Below are 15,954 nucleotides of genomic sequence, written 5' to 3' on the forward strand. Positions count from 1 at the left end.
GCTGGCCGACGAGCCCGGCGGGTGGATCGACCTGATCGAACCCGCCCGCGGCGAACGGGCCGACCTGTACGCCCTGATTATCCCCACCGACCTCGCCGGTACCGCTGCTGACCTGCGGTGGGATCGCGGGCACGCTCACGCGTTGCGGCCGGCGTTCCGTGAGCTCGGGCACGCCGCGGCGTTCGTGTTCGAGGCCGTCGAAGCCGGCCGCGCCACCACCATCACCACCCTCGTGCCCGTCACCGGGCTGCACCGCGACACCGTCGCGCGCGCCGTTGAGGTGCTGGCCGCGCACGGGCTGCTCGAGCGCTCCCCCACCGGCCTAAGCGCCCAGCCCGGCCGCCTGCGCGCCGTCGCCGAGCTCCTCGGCACCCTCGACGCCGTCATCGCTCAGCTGCGCCGCTACGTCCGCGACCGCGAACTCTGGCGCGCCTACCTCACCCGCCACGACCCCGAGCAGCGCGAGCCCGCCCCGGGCGACGTCGAGGACTACTGGTGGCCACCCGACGACGAGACGTGGACCCTGACCCACGCTCTGCACCACGTCGCCTAGGACCTGTCCTGCTGGAGGTCGAAGGCTCAGTCGGTACAGCAATCTCCGCCAAGACTGGATGCGCGAGTGTCCGGACTCTCGATCGGCTCGCTCTGCGGCTCATCAACATAAGTTGACAGGCGAAGTTGCATCAACCAAAGTTGATGCATGGTCGAGCTCACAGCCCTTCCCTCACCTGATGACCCCGCAGACGCATTCGCCGCCGTGGTCGCGCTGCGTCGAGCTGCCTCTGACCTCGAGCGTGCCGCCGTCGATGCCTCGCTCGCTCGGGGGTGGACATGGCAGCAGATCGGACGCGCTCTGGGCATGACGGCCCAGGCCGCGCACAAGCGCCTGGCGCCCACCCGACGACACCCCCAGCAGAAGAACAGGAGCCTGTGATGCCCCTTCGTCACGCGATGGCTGACGTCCGCTACATGAACCGCCTGCTGCCCCAGGCCGAACGCGAAGCGGCCCGCCTGGGAGACGATCTCCCAGGTCTGGAGCACCTCGTGCTAGCCGCCGCCACCATGGCTGACGACGACACCGCCCGCGCCGCTCTGGACACCGTCGGAGTGACACCGGGCAGACTGCGGGAAGCCATCGCACAAGTCCACCAAGAAGCGCTTGCGGCGATCGGACTCGCAACCTCCGCCTCGCCGACCGTCGCGCCCACTTCGCGCATCCACCGCAGCTCAGGCGCTGCGCAGGAGGCGTTCCAGGAGGCGGTTGCCCTCGCGAAGGGCGACGGTGATCAGGTCCGCGGTGGTCACGTGATCATCGCGGCCGCCGCTCAGTCCGAGGGCACGTTCGCTCGGGCTCTGAAACTCCTCGGTGTCGCTCGCCGCGACCTCGTCGCCGCTGCCCGCTCGGCGATGCCCGTGCAAGGGCCGGCCTGATGAGCCGCGGCATCGCGCCACGGACCAGCAGGGCCTCGCGACCCGTGCTCGGCCTCGCACTCGGATCGGTACTTCTGTCGCTCGTGGCAGCGTGCGGTGGTCCCGAACAGCTGGCCGCCCAGACCGCGGCCGGCAAGGGTGCCGCGAGTGACGAGGTGCTGCGCGAGCTCCTGGCAGAGCGCGGACCGGGTTGTTCTGCCGCAGTCGCTCGCGAAGGCGAGGTGGTGTGGGCGGGGGCCCGCGGCCTTGCTGACGTGGAGCGCGGAGAGCCGATCACGGAGACGACCGCGTTCGACTTCGCATCGGTGTCGAAGCAGTTCACCGCGATCGCGGTCCTACAACTGGCAGAGGAGGGGGCACTGGCCTTGACCGACCCTCTCTCCCAGCACCTGCCGGCGTTGCCCGGTTGGGCGGGGTCGGTGACGCTCGACGACCTGCTGCACCACACGTCCGGCATCCCGGACTACACCGGCCTGCTCACCGAGGCAGGCACGACACCCGACGAGCCCGCCGACCAGGCGAGCGCGGTCGCCGCGATCGCCGCCCTGGCCGAGGTCGAGACGACCGGGACGTTCGCCTACTCAAACTCCAACTACGTCCTACTCGCTGAGGTCGTCGCCGCCGTCTCGGGCCGTGACCTGGCCTCAGTCCTGCAGACCTCGGTCTTCGGTGACGTGAGTCTGCGCCTGCAGCCTGCGCCGCGGGGAGCCGACGTGGCGGTCCCGTACGTTGCCACTGGCACGGACTGGCGGCCGACCCCTTCGAGCTGGACCCAGGTCGGCGACGGATCGATCGTCGGCTCGCCGACAAACCTGGTCGCGTGGGCCGACCTCTACCGCTCCGACGTCGACTTGCGACAGCAGATGACCGAGGGCGCAGTGGACACTGGCGCGCCCGACGGCACCCGATACGGACGAGGCATCGTGGTGGCGCCCGACGGCTCCCTCAGCCACGCCGGTGGGTGGTCGGGGTACTCCAGTCTCTTCGGTATGACCGGGGACTACACCACGGCCATCGCGGTCAGCTGCAACGCCGACGACCTGCCGATCGCCCAGGTCGCCGAGGCGCTCCGGGACGCCTGGACGTGACCCATTCCAGTGGCCCCGCCGCTAGACGCAACTGCCGCTGGTCCCGGTGCACGCTCGCTGCGCGCGCCACGGAGCTGAGTTGCCCTCGTCGGCCCCCAGGCGCGGCGCCAGCGACAGCGAGCTAGCTCCCGAACGGCCGCCCAGTCCGGAACTGACCTGCGTTCCGCTCGAAGGGCTCACCATCGTTGAACTCAGCCGCGAGACGCGCCAGCTCACGCTCAAGCGCCTCGTCAATCAGCGCGGCGAACGAGCGGTGCCCACCAGGACGACCCGCCGTTTGCAGCACCGCCGTCTGCGCACGCTGCCGCAGCGAGTTCCGAAGCTGAACAGTCACCGCTGACTTGGGATCCGGCTCACTGGACGGCACCGGTGTCATCGGCGACGCCGCCGACGACACCGGACGAGGACGCTTCACGGGAGTCGCGGCCACGCGTGGGGCCTCCTCGGGCTTCGGGCCATCCGGGAGCGGCGCTTCGGCCACCGGTGCCTTCTCCACTGCCGGCGCTGCCGGGGGGTCAGGCACCGTGGCAGGCGTGCGCACCGGCTCGACCTCCACAGCCAACGGGCTACCAGCGCCGGGGCGGCGACGTACGGGTGCGGCCATGACCATTCCTCCCTAGGCAGTCTTCAAGAAGCGGTCAGCGAACCGCGCACCAAGCACATCGAAGATCGCGGTTGTCTCCCTGCCGCGCGTGTCCGTCCACGCCGCAAGCGACGCCGCAGCGCTGTCAGCCTCAGCGAACCGCGACCACGCCGGCACATGGGACGGCGTCACCTCGACATCCGAGCCGTCGAGCAACGGACGAGTCGTCCGCAGATCCCACACCACGTCCCCGAACGTCTCAGCCAGGCCTTCGAGCTGGAACAGGTGCTCCGCAGTCGGGCGGCGCATCGTCACCAGCACTCCCCCGACGCTCAGGCCGGGATTCGCGAGGTCTGCCGCGTGCCGCACGACGAAGTCGCGCACACGCACCGCGGCCTCGACAGCGTCGTACTCCGGTGCCGCCACGATGAGGACCGTGTCGGCAGCCGCCATCGCCATCTGAACGAGATGCCCAAGATCCGGCCGGGTGTCGATGAGCACGACGTCGTACTCCCCCGTCCACCCGGCCAGCGCCTTCTTCAGCCGGAACGTCGCGCCGACGACGCCCGCCTCGCTCTCGCGGTTGATCAGGTCGAACCGCGACGGGAGCACGTCGATGCGCTCAGCCTCCGCAGTCGTCCAGGCGCAGCCCAGCACCGCTCCCTCCCCCGCCCCGGCAGCCTCAGCCTTCAAGACCTCGGACATCGTCGCGAAGGGCTCCTCCGGATCCCAGGTGATCCCCAGACGCCTCGTGGCGTTCGCCTGCGGGTCCATGTCGACAACGAGGACCCGCCGCCCCGCTCGAGCGAGCGCGGCGGCGAGCTGCACCGTCACCGTGCTCTTCCCCACGCCCCCCTTGTTGTTCGCCACCACGGCAGTGACCGTCATTGCGCTCCTCAAGGCTTGTATGACAAGCAATGCTTGTGTTGCTTGTAAGTGTTACACACGCTGTCGGCGATGGCGCAGCCGACACGCCGTGGCACAAGGCTTACAAAACATGCAAGCAACACAAGCAACACAAGCCTTGTTGTGCAGGCGGTCCACGAGGGTCGCGGTGGCGCTCGACCGTGGTGTTGGAACTGCCCGATACACCTGGATGGAAGAGGCCGAGGCCGGGCCACCAGGTCCCGAGCGTCCGCGACCTGTGCAGCGGGTCAGGGTTCCATCACGGGCTGTCCGCAGCCCTCGCACGGGTCGTAGCGGTGGCAAGTCTGCACCTCGTACCAGGGCGTTGTGCCGTCGCCGAACGGGCCAGAGACGGTCACGGTCTTCGGGTCGGCGCACATTACGGGTAGACACCGGCCGCGGACCTTGACGATGCCGGTCGGCCGCGACGCGGCTTGGGCGGGCAGACGGGTGACACGGCCGCCGGGCCGGTGCAACGATCGACGGACCGAGCGACGAACCTGGAACGTGCGGAGACGCTGTCAGGAGGCACCTCATGGACGAGGTGAGGACCGGGAAACGAACCGACGAGCGCGCCGCGCTCACCGACGGAGAGCGCGCGGCCCTCGCGGCGCTCGACGCGCGCGACAGGGCGCGAGCGCCTGACCTGGACCAGCTGCGCCGGCTCGACCGGGTCCGGCGCCGGGCGGCCCGGTACACCCAGGAGCTGCTCGCCGCCGCCGTCCCCGATCTTGAGGAGCGCCGCGCCGCGCTCGTCCGCGAGGACGACGACCTCACCGACCTCAAGGGTCTGGGGACGGTCCGCTCCGGCCGCGGTCTCCCCGTCGGCGACCTCCTCGGGTCCGTGTCGGACACCCACCTGGCCGGCGGCTCCGTGGTCGCCGCCCCGCTCGGGACGGTGGGCAACCTCCTCGAGGAGGGCCCGAAGTACGAAGGGCCCGGCACCCAGCCGCCGCACGCTGGCGAGTTCTGGTGGGCCGACACCCGGTGGGGGACCGACACGCCCGAGGGCAGCCTGACGATCGACGTCGATGGGGATCCGGTGCGGATCTGGGGACACCTCGGCCACACGGCAGACGTACTGTCCTCGTTCCACGTCAACGTCGTCCTGTCGTATGTGCTCGCGCCCGAGCGGCTGCCGCGCACGGACAGGACATGGTTCGAGCTGCGGCCCGTGATCCGGCTCGGCGGCATCGTCTCGGGGTGGACGGGCGCCTACCACCCGATCTGGCACGCCGACGACAAGTGGTGCAAGTGCTGGCACCAACTGACGCTCGACCTCACAACGAGCACCGGCGTGCACCTCGCCGGCGACGTGCTCCACCAGCCGGTCGTCCAGCTCGCGAACGTCGAGCCCGTCGGACAGGAAAGCATCAGCGAGTTCTTCGGCTGGACCCCGGTGCTCAGCTTCTCCGCCGACCTACGCGCGCTGCGGCGCGACCGCGTCTCCCTCGTGCTCCGGGCGGCCGTCCGCTACGACATGCAACTCGAGGGCGAGAGCGACATCTGGTTCCGGCACACCGACGGGCCGGCGTCCGTGTCCGTGCCCGGCTTCGACAACGCGCTGACGATCCGCTGCTCCCCGGGCTTCCTGCCGACCTACTAACGGGACCGAGCACCCGGCCGGACGCGGAGCGCCGAGCACACCGTCCGGACCGACGAGGGCCCAACCGGGAACGGGAGAAAGAGGTGTGGCTAGTACTCTCGCGGCGAGTCGCCCGAGGGGCTCCTAGCCGCTCGCCCCACCCTGAACGGTGGGGGAGTGGGATGCACCGCGGCCCCGAGCCGGGCTCAGGATGGCGGAGCCTCGCAGCGTTGTGCCGCCGCCGCTCACAGCAGGTCGAATCGCCGCTGCACCTACCGCCCGGCGTAGGTCTCGCGGCGAGTCGTCCGAGGGCGGTCATTGAGCAACGACCACCGGCTGGTAGTAGCCGGACCTACGCGGGCTGAGCCACTCGACGGACGGGAAGCCGCTGGCGTTCAGCGCGGAGGTCAGTTCCGCCCGGCGCAGCGTGCGGTACGTCGTGCTGTGTGCGGACACGCCCCATCCAGGGCCGGGGGCTTCCTCGCGGAGCACGAAGAGTGTGATGTCCACGTAAGCGCCGTCTGGTGACCACGTCCATGCCTGGCCGGACCCGTACCGCCGTCCGGGCGGGCCGTGCATCGAGATCGGTGTCCCAGGCAGCCGGGCGGCCTCCAGCGCGTCGTAGTCGCGGATCGAGGCCAGGAACACCCCGCCGTCCCGTAGAGATCGCCGGACGCTCCGCAGCGCGAGGGACAGGTCGGCGTCCGTCAGCAGGTGCGGGAGCGCGTTGTCGCACGAGATGACGGCGTCGAACTGTCGCTCGCGAAGGACCTGGTCGACGACTCGTACGTCGGCCACCTCCAGCCGCATCGGGAGCTGCCGCGCGCGGGCTTCGCTTCGTGCGCGGACCACCGCCTGCGCGCTGATGTCCGTACCGGTCACGCGGTACCCGAGCGCTGAGAGCGGCAGCGCCTGGGTACCGATCCCGCAGGTGCAGTCGAGCAGCAAGGCCGGAGGAACGACGCCCCTGGCTTCGAGCAAGGCGGCAACGACACCACCGTGCCACTGCGCGGCTGCCCACCAGTCGTCGAACAGGACGTGGTAGGTCGCGGCGAGGCCGTCGTAGAAGTCCGCCGGACTCTCCATGCGCCAAGCCTGGCACCGAGGCAAGACGGGCGCGCGAGGTCGTACCGACGTCGGGGGAGACCCTCGGGTACATGCGAGACGAGCTTGTAGTCACCGGAGCCGGCCGTGAGGGCCGGCCTCACGCAGCGCGCCATGTTTTAGCTCGTCGAAGACGCCTGAAAGCGCCGCCGCTAGATAGAAATCAAGCAGAGGCGCGGCTGCGCGGGGCGCGACCGAGACGTCGGCTCGCGGCGAGTCGTGTCGGTGCCTTCTAGCGGTGGCTTCCGCCCCCGGTAACGTCGTCGCAGCCGAGACCAAGGAGCGAGCCAGGGATGTCCAGGAGTGTTAGCACGGCCAAGTGGGAATCTCGCTCCTGGTCAGGTGACGCCGCCGCACTCAACGAGGTCCTCGAGCGGATGTACAAGGCGACCGCGCGAGCGCGAACAGAAGCCCTCGAGGACACGAAGCGCTCTGCGCGGCAGTCCATGCAGTTCGTATTCGGTCTTCCCGCGAACGACCCGGCTCGCATCGCCGCGGAAGAGCACGTGCGACGCGAGGTCGAACGCATGCAGGAGCGCTGGCTCGTCCAGGCCGACATCACGGAGCGGGGAGACCTCAGGCACGAGGTCATCGCCGAGTGGGACGCCATCGCCATGCACCTGAGGCCACGCCGAGCACGGGAGCTCCGCCTGAGCACCCCGACGCCGCTGGCTTCAGGCTCCGCTCGTATCGTCGTCGCCTTCGGCCGCTTCGGTACGAGCGTCACGGTCAGCGGACCCGACGACGCATGGGTCGAGGGAGTGCGCAAACAGCTCCGCGATCTCCTGTCGGGCCAGCGCAGCAGGCTCGACTTCATCAGGACGATCTGGTTCCTTGGCATAGCGGCTTTCGCGGTCATCATCTCGACCCAGATCGCAGTAGTCACCGTTGCGGGCGTTGACCGAACCGACGCCGTCTACCTGGGGCTGCTCGCCGGATCGGCATTCGTCGCCGTGCTGAACGCGACACTGAGCCGAGTCTGGCCCGCGTTCGAGTACCTCGAGCAAGGACAGAAGAGCGTGGCCACGCGAACAGCAGGCTGGATTCTCAGCGCCGTGGGCGCCGGCATCATCGGAGCCGTCATCTCCGCCCTTTTCGTCTCCTAGTCGAACACCCCCGGGGAATTCGCACGCGGCGGTGGGGGGAGTGGGGTGCACTGCGGCCCGAGCTGCGCTCGTGCTGGCGGAGCCCCGCTGCGCGGTGCGCTGTGCCGCGCTGCGCGCGGGTGTTTGCCCCCTCCCGCCGCTCCATCATCGCCCGCGCGGCCTGGGCTGCAAGCGGCTGCGCCGCCGGTCGGTGACGCGAGGTCGCGCGGCGGTCGCTGCGCTCCCTGATCCCGCGCGACCTCGCGTCACCGACCGCCCTACGGGTTGCACCCCAGACCTCTCCGCGGGCGCTGATTACGACGTCGGGAGGGGGCGAAAAACGGTCTGGACCAGCCAGGCCGAGCCCTTCCCGGATGGAGGTCACCATGAGCACCACCACCGTGAACGACCACGCGACCACGGACGCCGCACCCGCAGGTGCGCGGCTCGTCGAGGTCGACCCCCGGTCCCTGCTGTTGGAGGCGAACGTCCGCACCGATGCGGACCTGGACCCGCAGTTCCTCGCGTCGATCAAGACGCTCGGGGTGCTGACCCCGGTCCTGGTGCAGGCCCAGGCGGACGGGCTGCACGTGCGGGCCGGGCAGCGGCGCACCCTCGCGGCGGTCGAGGTCGGCCGGGCGACGATCCCCGCCTACGTCGTGGACGGCGACACCGACGAGGTCCGCCGGATCATCGAGCAGATGGCCGAGAACGACCACCGCCGTGGCGTCACCGACCGCGACCGAGTCGCGGCCTACCAGCAGCTCTCGCTGCTGGGGCTCTCGGCGGCGCAGATCGCCAAGCGCACCGCCACCAAGAAGGACCGCGTCACCGCTGCCCTGACGGTCGCGGCCTCGCCGGTCGCGGCCGCCGTGACCGCGAAGTACGACGTGACCCTGGACCAGGCGGCGGTCATCGCGGAGTTCGACGGCGACGAGGACGCCGTGAAGGCCCTGACCGTCGCGGCGGTCAAGGAGCCGGGCACGTTCGACCACCTGGCGCAGAAGGTGCGCGACAAGCGCCGCGACGCCGAGGCCCTCGCGGCCATCGCCGCCGACCTCACCACGCAGGGCGTGGCCGTGATCGAGGAGCCCGAGCGCGGCGAGGGGTCCACGGCCCGGGCGCTGCACCACCTGTGCGCGGCGGAAGACCAGGCGCGCACCGCACTGACCGAGGAGACCCACGCCGCGTGCCCGGGCCGGGTCGCATGGCTCCGACTGGACTACTGGTCCCACGAGGTCCGGACCACGCACGGCTGCGCCGACCCGACCGCGCACGGGCACGCCGAGCGGTTCACCGACACCGGCGCGAGCGGCAGCACGGGTGGGCCGATGACCGCCGAGCAGAAGGCCGAGCGGCGGACCCTGATCGCGAACAACAAGGCGTGGCGGTCCGCCGAGACCGTGCGCCGTGACTGGCTCACCACGTTCGCCGCCCGCAAGACCGCCCCGAAGGACGCGGCGACCTTCCTCGCGGCGGCCTTGGCGCGCCGGACCAGCCCGGACGACGAGGCCCTGCGCCTGGCCCGGACCCTGCTCGGGCTCGACCAGCCGACCGACTGGCGTCAGCCGGACCCGCTGGCCGATGCCGTCGCCAAGGCGAGCCCGGCCCGCGCCCAGCACATCGCGCTCGTGCTGATCCTGGCCACCATCGAGCACCGGACCGGCGTGCACACCTGGCGCAGCCCCAGCAACGAGTACCGCGTCTACTTCACCGCCCTGCGCACGTGGGGCTACGTCCTGTCCGACGTCGAGCGCGTCGTCCTCACCGAGCCCCAGCCGCCCGCCGCGCTGCCCGACGCGGACCCCGAGCACGACGGCGAGCAGGACGAGGCAGAGCGGGACGAGCCTTCCGAGGACGACGCGGCCTGACCCCCCGGTCGCCGCGCGCCCGAGCGCGCGGCGACCGCCCACAGACGGGCCACTCGGCCCGGCAAGAAGAAGCCCCGACGGTGCTCGAACACCGCCGGGGCGAGGAAACCACCCATGCAACCTGGAGGTTCCCCGTGAGCATCATCGCCCACACCCAATCCACCACCCAGCCCGCCGTCCGGCGCGGGTCCGAGCGGGCGCAGCGGCCCCCGTACCGGGTCGGGGACCACGTCCGCGCTCTGTTTGCCGACCCCGCGCGCGGCACCTGCCTGGCCCTGGCCGCGCCCGTCGTGGCGATCGACCGGGACGAGACCCGCCCCTCCTTCCCGTGGGGCCTGACCTACGAGGTCCGCCCTGGGCAGTGGGCCGGGACCCACGTCAACGGGTCCGGGGTCGACGTGCACCGGTACGTCGAGCCGTCCGTCACTGACCTGACCATCCGGGAGCAGACCGAGCCCGCCGCCCAGTTCGCGATCACCCTGGCCGCCCAACTGCGTCAGGCCGGGGTGGTCGGGCCGCTGGCCCGCCGGACCGAGGACGGGCACCACATCGTGCGCGTCCTGTGGTCGTCCGGACGCGGGCGGCTGCGGGTGCTCGTCGAGGCCCACCACGGGATGGCGACCTTCCAGGTCGAGACCTACCCCGACCGCGACACCCCGACCCCGGACGCCGCGCGCGAGGCGTTCACCGTCCCGCACGCGCTGGGGGTGATCCTGCCCGCCCTGCTCTGAGCGCCGACGGGAGGCCGCCCACCCGTTCGGGTGGGCGGCTCACCCCGGGCGCGGGGCCGGTCCGGCCGGCATCGAGCCGGCCACCCCGGCCACGGGGGAGTGGCGGGAACTGTCGGGTGGCTGCCGTCGCGCCTCGTGACCGGCTCAGGATCGCCGGTGACGGGGCGGTGGTGCGGGCTCCGGGTGGGGGTTGTCGTCGGTTGTGGTGGCGAAGGTCTCGCGTACGGCCTGGAGCGTGGCGGGGTCGTCGGCCCAGATGCTCCAGTAGTCGCTGTCGACGACGGTCAGCTGCACACGTGGCTCGTCGGCGCGGTCGTAGCCGATGAAGCGCCCGTCGACGATCTGGTGACAGCCCGCTGCGAGCTTCTGCATCGTCGCCCAGTCCAGGGGTACGCCGTCGCCCTGCTCGCTCCGGGCCTCTACGGCGGAGGGTCCTTCAGGCCAGACGGACGTTACGGCGCCGTTGAAGTCGACGTCCTGGAGTACCCAGTCCAGGTGCGCCTGGGGGCCGATCGCCGCCATGACCTCCCGCAGATCGAACCGGCCGTTCAGCTCGCCCAGCGGCACCCGCACGGCCTGCTGCTCCGTCCGTTCCCCCACACGGGGAGGCTAGGGCACCCACCCGGTGACGGGGCCCTCATTCGCCGCCGCGCGTGCGCAGGAGTGCGACAGGTCCGCGTGGCCCCGGCCTGGCCTGTTCTCCGGGGCGGTGCCCAAGACCCTGGGCCCGGTCAGCAATCTGCGTTCGATCGCCTCTGGATCCCGCGTACGAGACGGCCCGTCCCGGACCTGTCGCGCCACCACGCTACGGGCCCGCGGGCCGGCGACGGAGCGCCGTCCCGCACACGGACGTCGCCCGCTGCGCGGGCTCCGGCTGTCGGAGAAGCGGTCGTCTGTGTCCCCTCCTGGCTCTCCATGATCGCCGGCGCGGGCTGCACGCAAGCGGCTACGCCGCCAGGCACGACGACGAGCCCGACCTGCGTTCGCTGCGCTCACTGAGCCCGGTGCGAACTCGCCGCCGCACCCGCCCTGCGGGTTGACGCTCCACCCGCTCATGCCGGCGTTCATCTCCGATTGCCAGGAGGGGCCGAAAGACGTTCGGCGCACCAGGGCATCACCACTCAGGCGAGGCGTCCGGGTCACGTTCTCGCAGGTCAGGTCACACACGAACAGCAGCAGCCATCAGCTCTGGGGAGGTCGTCATGAGCACCACGGCGAAGGTCACCGTCTACACCCGCAAGGGCTGCGTCGCCTGCATGGGCACGTTCCGGGCCCTGACGAAGGCGGGGATCGACTACGAGGCGATCGACACCACCTGCAACCAGACCCTCGAGGACGAGCTGCGCGCCATGGGTGCGCTGCAGATGCCCGTCGTCGTGAGCCCCATCGGCACCTGGGACGGCTTCCGGGACGACCGGATCCGGGACCTGCGCGACCACCTCGCCCAGCAGGCGAGCGCCTGACATGCACCCCACCGATGTCGACGCACCGGTGCCGTGGTGGCCGGTCGACCTGGACGCCCCGGTCGAGTACCTGCCCACCACGCCCACCCAGGTGAGCACCTCGAGCACGCAGGAGCCCGCGACCACCCCCACATGAGCGCCCGCCCCCGTCTGCCGGTCACAGGTCGGCGGGGGCGCCGGCAACCACCCCACGCCACGAGAGGAAGGAGTCGACCCCGTGTGCACCACCTACGCAGGCGAGCTCGCCGAGCAGGTCCTGACCCGCATGCTCTGGTCCCGCCGTAGCGCGGGGATCGTGCGCCCGCACGTGCCGGTGTGGATGTTCGGGTCCCGCGCCGCCCTGGCCGCGCTCATCGTCGACCACGACCAGACCCACCCCGACGCCCCCGCCGACGGCGAAGACCGGGTCACCTCAATCCTCGAGCACGTCCTGACCGTGGCCGGCGACGTCGCCGCGGCCGCCGCCGCGCACCGGGACTGGGTCCTGGGCGGGGGAGAAGGCCCGGAGCCGGCCAACCCCTACCGGTGCCCCGTGGCCGGGATCAACGCCCGCGCCCACGGGCGGCCCGACCCGCAGCTGCTCGCGCGTGCCCGCGACGTCTTGACCTACCTGCCCACTCTCGCCGGCGCCCCCGAGAGCCCCCGCACCACCGCCGGGCTGATCCGGGAGCTGCGCGCCGCCCGCGACCACGAAGACCAGCACGACCTGCCCGACGTCGACGACCTCGACCTGCCCTGACCCGGCTGCTCTGCTCGACCAGATGAAGGAGACCCACCTCGTGACCCTCACCCAGGCCCCGACACCCTTGGCGATCGCTCCGCGGCCGCGTGGGCGTGCGCCCCTAGGCTCGACGATCAGGAGCCGGCACCACGGCCCGCCGACCCTGAGGAGCAGCCCCGTGACGACCCGCGCTCTGGAGCCCATCCCCGAGCAGTGGGCCGGGCCCATCCTCGAGCTCGCCGACGCCGCCCGCGCCGCCGCCGTGCCCGACGGGCACGACGACGCGCTGTGGGTCGACGCGGAGTCCCGGGCACCGAAGATGCGCACCAACCACCGCGGGTCCCGGCGCACCGCGTTCGCCGGCCAGTACGCCGCGCACCTGCTGCGCCTGCGCGCCCTCGAGCTCGTCGACCAGGGCACCACCGACCCCTGGGTCGTCGCCCTCGCCGAGGCCGGCCCGGTCCTGAACTCCTGGGACTGGGACGAGCGCATGTACGGGGCCCTCGCCCTGCGCAAGACCTACAAGGACCTGCCCGGGGAGCACCCCGAGCGCGCCGCGATCCGGCCCACCAGCTACGTCGCTGGGTGGCTCACCCACGCCGCCGGGGAGTCCCTAGTGCCCGCAACCGGGCGCCTGGCCCAGTACGCCCTCGAGCACACCCCCATCACCCGCGACCGCCTCACCGTGGCCTGGTACGCCGTGCACGGGGCCCGGTTCCTCGACGAGCTCACCGTCACCCGCGAGAACCCCGGCCGCGGCACGCCCGCCCTCGAGGACGCCGAACGCCTCGCGCTCGTGCGCAGCGCCGTGCGCGCCATCCACACCGCACGCCTGACCTCCAAGACCGACCTCGCCCAGCGCGCCGGCATCACCCGCCCGACCCTGGACGCGTGGCTCAACAGCTAGGGGGCGCCTCGCGCGTAGCGGAGGGTCGTTGGGCAAGAATCCCGGCCAGCGGAAGACAGAACGAATAGAGCGGAGAACGCCGTGGCGGGGTACGACTACAGCTTGTTCAACCGATGGAGGTGGGGCAACAGCTACCTCGTGCGCAAGAAGCCTCTGACGCTCCCGGACAGAGAAGCTCTGCAAGCTTTGGTGGACGCGCTGCCTATCGGCCCCGGTCCTGCGGGCGGCGGACACCTCCGGATCAACGAGGGAACGCAGACGGAGTTCAGGACTGCCGACGACGTGCTGAACGGCCTGCCTCGGTCAGTGTGGTCGCTGCAGATGTGGGTCGGAGGTTCCAGTGTCGAGCTCACGGCCACGCGGGGTGGTCGAACGGCGATCTTCGCTCCTATGAACCAGCCGCTTCTGCACGCTTTGGTGTCTGTTTTTGAGCAGCACGGGCACTCCCTGAGCTGGCGTCGTCACCTACACCGCTTCTCCCGTCGCCCGGCAAGAGGCCTCACGGTCCTCGCGCCGCGCCCCCGGGACGAGCAGGAGGACCGACGTGAGAACCGACGGATCGCCGCCATCGGCGCGGCCTCTGGCTTCTTCGGGGGTGTCCTGGGAGCGGCAGCCACGATTGGGGCGGCGCTGCTCTCCCGGTAGGTGGCGAATGCGAAGGCGCGCTGGCCGCCACCAACCATCCGCAGCAGGGTTCATCGCTCCAGGGGAGTCGCGTCGCTTGAGCGGATCCAGGCGTTCCAGGGCTCCCCGCCCGCGCGCGGCTGGGCGACGAGCACGTGCCCGGGGGCGCGGGCGACGACGTCGAGCTCGAGCACGACTGTCTCGCCGCGGTAGTTCGTCGTGGTCACGCGCGCGCGCCGTGGTGGGCGTATGAGTTCGGGCTTCCCGTCGGGGTCGCCCACGGTGACGATGAGGTCGTACCAGTCCGGCTCTGGGGTGGAGTCGCTGGTCACGCTCCCCAGCATCCCGCACGTCGGCGAACGGCTCAGTCGGTGCCGCGCCGGCGTACGTCGCTGACCGGGACCCAGACCCCGCCCAGCTGTCGGCGCGGGTCGTAGATCCGCACGAGCACTGCCGCCGGGGTCCAGCCGATCGCCTCGGTCTCGACGAGCTGGGGCCCGTCGTGCTCCCACGCCAGCCGTGCCACGCACGGCACCGGCGCCGGTGCGGTCGTCTGCTCGTGCGCCGGCGGGACGTCGACCTCGTTCACCAGCCGCTGCCAGCGCTGCGCACCGGAGTTCCACGACAGCATCGCCTGCTCACCCATCGAACACATGTTCGAGCGCGCCAGGCCCAATGTCGAGCGCGTACGGGCGGCTGGCCGGGTGAAACCGAGTGGGCGGTCGGGTTCTGGCGCGACGGGTGCCAGGGAGCGGGTCGACGCTGGACCGATGGCAGCGCGCGGGGCGGAGCGGGTGCCGGCGTCGCTGGCGCCGCCGGTCAGGCTCATGCTCGCCCAGGCCGTCGACACGATCCCGGAGATCACCGCGCTGCCGGGCGGGGCTGTGTTCGAGCCCAAGTGGGATGGCTATCGCGCGATCGCGGTGAGGGATGGCGATGCCACGCGACTGTGGTCGCGGCAGGGCACCGACCTGACTGCCCGGTTCCCTGACGTTGCGGCGGCGGCCGCCGCGCAGCTCCCCGCCGGATGTGTCGTGGACGGCGAGCTCGTCTCGTGGGCGGGGGAGAGGCTCGACTTCGCCGCGCTGCAGCGGCGCATGGCCGCCGGTCCGCGCAGCATCGCGCGCCTGGCCCGCGAGCAGCCGGCCTACTTCGTGGGGTTCGACGTGCTCGCGCACGCCGGCGTCGACGTGCGGGCGCGTCCGTTTGCCGAGCGCCGCGCCGTGCTCGAAGACCTGGCCCGCGGGTGGGCGCCGCCGCTGAACTTGTCCCCGGTGATGACCGACCGGACGATCGCGGCGGGGTGGTTCGAGGACATGGACGTCGTCGGCCTCGAGGGCCTCGTGGTCAAGGGACTGGCCCAGCCCTACACCGCGACCAGGTCGATGTTGAAGGTGAAGCGCCGGCGGGAGCTCGACGTCGTGTGCGCCGCCGTCATCGGCCCCATCGCCGCCCCGACCGTCGTCGTCGCGGGGCTCCCGGTCGACGGGGAGCTCAAGATCGTCGGGCGGACCGTCCCGCTGCGTCCGCTCACCGTGAAGGCGCTCGTGCCGTTCCTGGTGCCGGCGGCCGGCGAGCACCCGTGGCCGACTCGGGTGGTGTCGGCGACCGTGAACGGGTTCGGCGCGAACCGCGAACCGGTCGACCTGACCCTGATCGAGCCGCTCGTCGTCGAGGTCTCCGCCGACGCCGCATGGAGCGGTCGATCGTTCCGGCACCCGCTCGCCCTGAAGCGCGCGCGCCCCGACCTCGACCCCGCCGAGGTCGAGCTACCGGACCGGCTCACCTGACCGGCACGGCTTCTGCGGTGGCGAGCACCACACCGGGTCACCGCCGAGCCTTCGGCTCGCCGTCG

Annotated in this window: 19 protein-coding genes and 1 pseudogene; 14 read left to right on the forward strand and 6 right to left on the reverse strand. The window is 71.6% G+C overall.

Features of this window, described 5'->3' with window-relative positions:
- The 4 genes and pseudogenes from AB6N24_RS14220 to AB6N24_RS14235 all read left to right on the forward strand — a co-directional run.
- A pseudogene (locus tag AB6N24_RS14220) lies at positions 1-553 on the forward strand (MarR family transcriptional regulator); the annotation flags it as partial.
- 147 nt (positions 554-700) lie between these two features.
- Complete coding sequence (locus tag AB6N24_RS14225) at positions 701-934, forward strand: RNA polymerase subunit sigma-70 (RefSeq protein WP_412870040.1); 234 nt, start codon at positions 701-703, stop codon at positions 932-934.
- Positions 935-951: 17 nt separating this feature from the next.
- On the forward strand, positions 952-1,431 hold the full coding sequence (locus tag AB6N24_RS14230; RefSeq protein ID WP_412870041.1) for a Clp protease N-terminal domain-containing protein: 480 nt from the start codon (positions 952-954) through the stop codon (positions 1,429-1,431).
- Positions 1,431-2,519 (forward strand): serine hydrolase domain-containing protein, encoded by a 1,089-nt coding sequence (locus tag AB6N24_RS14235; RefSeq protein ID WP_412870042.1) that lies wholly within the window; start codon positions 1,431-1,433, stop codon positions 2,517-2,519. The genes AB6N24_RS14230 and AB6N24_RS14235 overlap by 1 nt, the downstream gene beginning before the upstream one ends.
- Before the next feature lie 121 nt (positions 2,520-2,640).
- Here AB6N24_RS14235 and AB6N24_RS14240 read toward each other — a convergent pair whose 3' ends face one another.
- Positions 2,641-3,075 carry a ParB family protein gene (locus AB6N24_RS14240; RefSeq protein ID WP_412870043.1) on the reverse strand — a complete coding sequence of 145 codons (435 nt, stop codon included), beginning with the start codon at positions 3,073-3,075 and terminating at the stop codon, positions 2,641-2,643.
- A gap of 60 nt (positions 3,076-3,135) precedes the next feature.
- Positions 3,136-3,990, reverse strand: coding sequence for a ParA family protein (locus AB6N24_RS14245; protein ID WP_412870044.1), 855 nt, complete (start codon positions 3,988-3,990; stop codon positions 3,136-3,138).
- A gap of 553 nt (positions 3,991-4,543) precedes the next feature.
- Between AB6N24_RS14245 and AB6N24_RS14250 the strand changes: the two genes are divergently transcribed.
- Positions 4,544-5,614, forward strand: a complete 1,071-nt coding sequence (locus tag AB6N24_RS14250) for a hypothetical protein (RefSeq protein WP_412870045.1) — start codon at positions 4,544-4,546, stop codon at positions 5,612-5,614.
- A gap of 294 nt (positions 5,615-5,908) precedes the next feature.
- Here the strand turns inward: AB6N24_RS14250 and AB6N24_RS14255 are convergent, their stop codons facing one another.
- Complete coding sequence (locus tag AB6N24_RS14255) at positions 5,909-6,679, reverse strand: class I SAM-dependent DNA methyltransferase (protein WP_412870046.1); 771 nt, start codon at positions 6,677-6,679, stop codon at positions 5,909-5,911.
- A gap of 395 nt (positions 6,680-7,074) precedes the next feature.
- Here AB6N24_RS14255 and AB6N24_RS14260 point away from each other — a divergent pair, with 395 nt between their 5' ends.
- The 3 genes from AB6N24_RS14260 (at position 7,075) to AB6N24_RS14270 (ending at position 10,384) form a co-directional block, all read left to right on the forward strand.
- Positions 7,075-7,803, forward strand: a complete 729-nt coding sequence (locus tag AB6N24_RS14260; protein WP_412870047.1) for a hypothetical protein — start codon at positions 7,075-7,077, stop codon at positions 7,801-7,803.
- Positions 7,804-8,168: 365 nt separating this feature from the next.
- Positions 8,169-9,653, forward strand: a complete 1,485-nt coding sequence (locus tag AB6N24_RS14265) for a ParB/RepB/Spo0J family partition protein (protein ID WP_412870048.1) — start codon at positions 8,169-8,171, stop codon at positions 9,651-9,653.
- Between the two features lie 134 nt (positions 9,654-9,787).
- Positions 9,788-10,384 (forward strand): hypothetical protein, encoded by a 597-nt coding sequence (locus AB6N24_RS14270; protein ID WP_412870049.1) that lies wholly within the window; start codon positions 9,788-9,790, stop codon positions 10,382-10,384.
- Positions 10,385-10,528: 144 nt separating this feature from the next.
- Here AB6N24_RS14270 and AB6N24_RS14275 read toward each other — a convergent pair whose 3' ends face one another.
- Positions 10,529-10,984, reverse strand: a complete 456-nt coding sequence (locus AB6N24_RS14275) for a hypothetical protein (RefSeq protein ID WP_412870050.1) — start codon at positions 10,982-10,984, stop codon at positions 10,529-10,531.
- Positions 10,985-11,586: 602 nt separating this feature from the next.
- On the opposite strand from AB6N24_RS14275, the gene AB6N24_RS14280 reads away from it, so the two are divergent.
- The 5 genes from AB6N24_RS14280 (at position 11,587) to AB6N24_RS14300 (ending at position 14,120) form a co-directional block, all read left to right on the forward strand.
- Complete coding sequence (locus tag AB6N24_RS14280) at positions 11,587-11,847, forward strand: glutaredoxin family protein (protein WP_412870051.1); 261 nt, start codon at positions 11,587-11,589, stop codon at positions 11,845-11,847.
- Between the two features lies 1 nt (position 11,848).
- A complete protein-coding gene (locus AB6N24_RS14285; protein WP_412870052.1) occupies positions 11,849-11,983 on the forward strand; it encodes a hypothetical protein in 135 nt (44 codons plus the stop codon).
- 81 nt (positions 11,984-12,064) lie between these two features.
- Positions 12,065-12,586: a hypothetical protein gene (locus AB6N24_RS14290; protein ID WP_412870053.1), complete on the forward strand. Its 522-nt coding sequence runs from the start codon at positions 12,065-12,067 to the stop codon at positions 12,584-12,586.
- Positions 12,587-12,746: 160 nt separating this feature from the next.
- On the forward strand, positions 12,747-13,475 hold the full coding sequence (locus AB6N24_RS14295) for a hypothetical protein (protein WP_412870054.1): 729 nt from the start codon (positions 12,747-12,749) through the stop codon (positions 13,473-13,475).
- 81 nt (positions 13,476-13,556) lie between these two features.
- Positions 13,557-14,120: a hypothetical protein gene (locus AB6N24_RS14300; protein ID WP_412870055.1), complete on the forward strand. Its 564-nt coding sequence runs from the start codon at positions 13,557-13,559 to the stop codon at positions 14,118-14,120.
- Positions 14,121-14,170: 50 nt separating this feature from the next.
- Here AB6N24_RS14300 and AB6N24_RS14305 read toward each other — a convergent pair whose 3' ends face one another.
- Both AB6N24_RS14305 and AB6N24_RS14310 read right to left on the reverse strand, forming a co-directional pair.
- A complete protein-coding gene (locus tag AB6N24_RS14305) occupies positions 14,171-14,431 on the reverse strand; it encodes a hypothetical protein (protein WP_412870056.1) in 261 nt (86 codons plus the stop codon).
- A gap of 32 nt (positions 14,432-14,463) precedes the next feature.
- Positions 14,464-14,745: a hypothetical protein gene (locus AB6N24_RS14310; protein WP_412870057.1), complete on the reverse strand. Its 282-nt coding sequence runs from the start codon at positions 14,743-14,745 to the stop codon at positions 14,464-14,466.
- Between the two features lie 7 nt (positions 14,746-14,752).
- Here AB6N24_RS14310 and AB6N24_RS14315 point away from each other — a divergent pair, with 7 nt between their 5' ends.
- Positions 14,753-15,889: an ATP-dependent DNA ligase gene (locus tag AB6N24_RS14315; protein WP_412870058.1), complete on the forward strand. Its 1,137-nt coding sequence runs from the start codon at positions 14,753-14,755 to the stop codon at positions 15,887-15,889.
- The last annotated feature ends 65 nt before the right edge of the window (positions 15,890-15,954 follow it).

The sequence above is a fragment of the Cellulomonas jepli genome, assembly GCF_047229345.1.
In the GTDB taxonomy this organism is placed as follows: Bacteria; Actinomycetota; Actinomycetes; order Actinomycetales; family Cellulomonadaceae; genus Cellulomonas_A.

Bases quoted from the DNA above. Each gene is read 5' to 3' on its own strand.
- AB6N24_RS14225 (WP_412870040.1), top strand. From the start codon at position 701: ATGGTCGAGCTCACAGCCCTTCCCTCACCTGATGACCCCGCAGACGCA.
- AB6N24_RS14230 (WP_412870041.1), top strand. From the start codon at position 952: ATGGCTGACGTCCGCTACATGAACCGCCTGCTGCCCCAGGCCGAACGC.
- AB6N24_RS14235 (WP_412870042.1), top strand. From the start codon at position 1,431: ATGAGCCGCGGCATCGCGCCACGGACCAGCAGGGCCTCGCGACCCGTG.
- AB6N24_RS14245 (WP_412870044.1), bottom strand. From the start codon at position 3,990: ATGACGGTCACTGCCGTGGTGGCGAACAACAAGGGGGGCGTGGGGAAG.
- AB6N24_RS14250 (WP_412870045.1), top strand. From the start codon at position 4,544: ATGGACGAGGTGAGGACCGGGAAACGAACCGACGAGCGCGCCGCGCTC.
- AB6N24_RS14255 (WP_412870046.1), bottom strand. From the start codon at position 6,679: ATGGAGAGTCCGGCGGACTTCTACGACGGCCTCGCCGCGACCTACCAC.
- AB6N24_RS14260 (WP_412870047.1), top strand. From the start codon at position 7,075: ATGTACAAGGCGACCGCGCGAGCGCGAACAGAAGCCCTCGAGGACACG.
- AB6N24_RS14265 (WP_412870048.1), top strand. From the start codon at position 8,169: ATGAGCACCACCACCGTGAACGACCACGCGACCACGGACGCCGCACCC.
- AB6N24_RS14280 (WP_412870051.1), top strand. From the start codon at position 11,587: ATGAGCACCACGGCGAAGGTCACCGTCTACACCCGCAAGGGCTGCGTC.
- AB6N24_RS14285 (WP_412870052.1), top strand. From the start codon at position 11,849: ATGCACCCCACCGATGTCGACGCACCGGTGCCGTGGTGGCCGGTCGAC.
- AB6N24_RS14310 (WP_412870057.1), bottom strand. From the start codon at position 14,745: ATGGGTGAGCAGGCGATGCTGTCGTGGAACTCCGGTGCGCAGCGCTGG.
- AB6N24_RS14315 (WP_412870058.1), top strand. From the start codon at position 14,753: ATGTTCGAGCGCGCCAGGCCCAATGTCGAGCGCGTACGGGCGGCTGGC.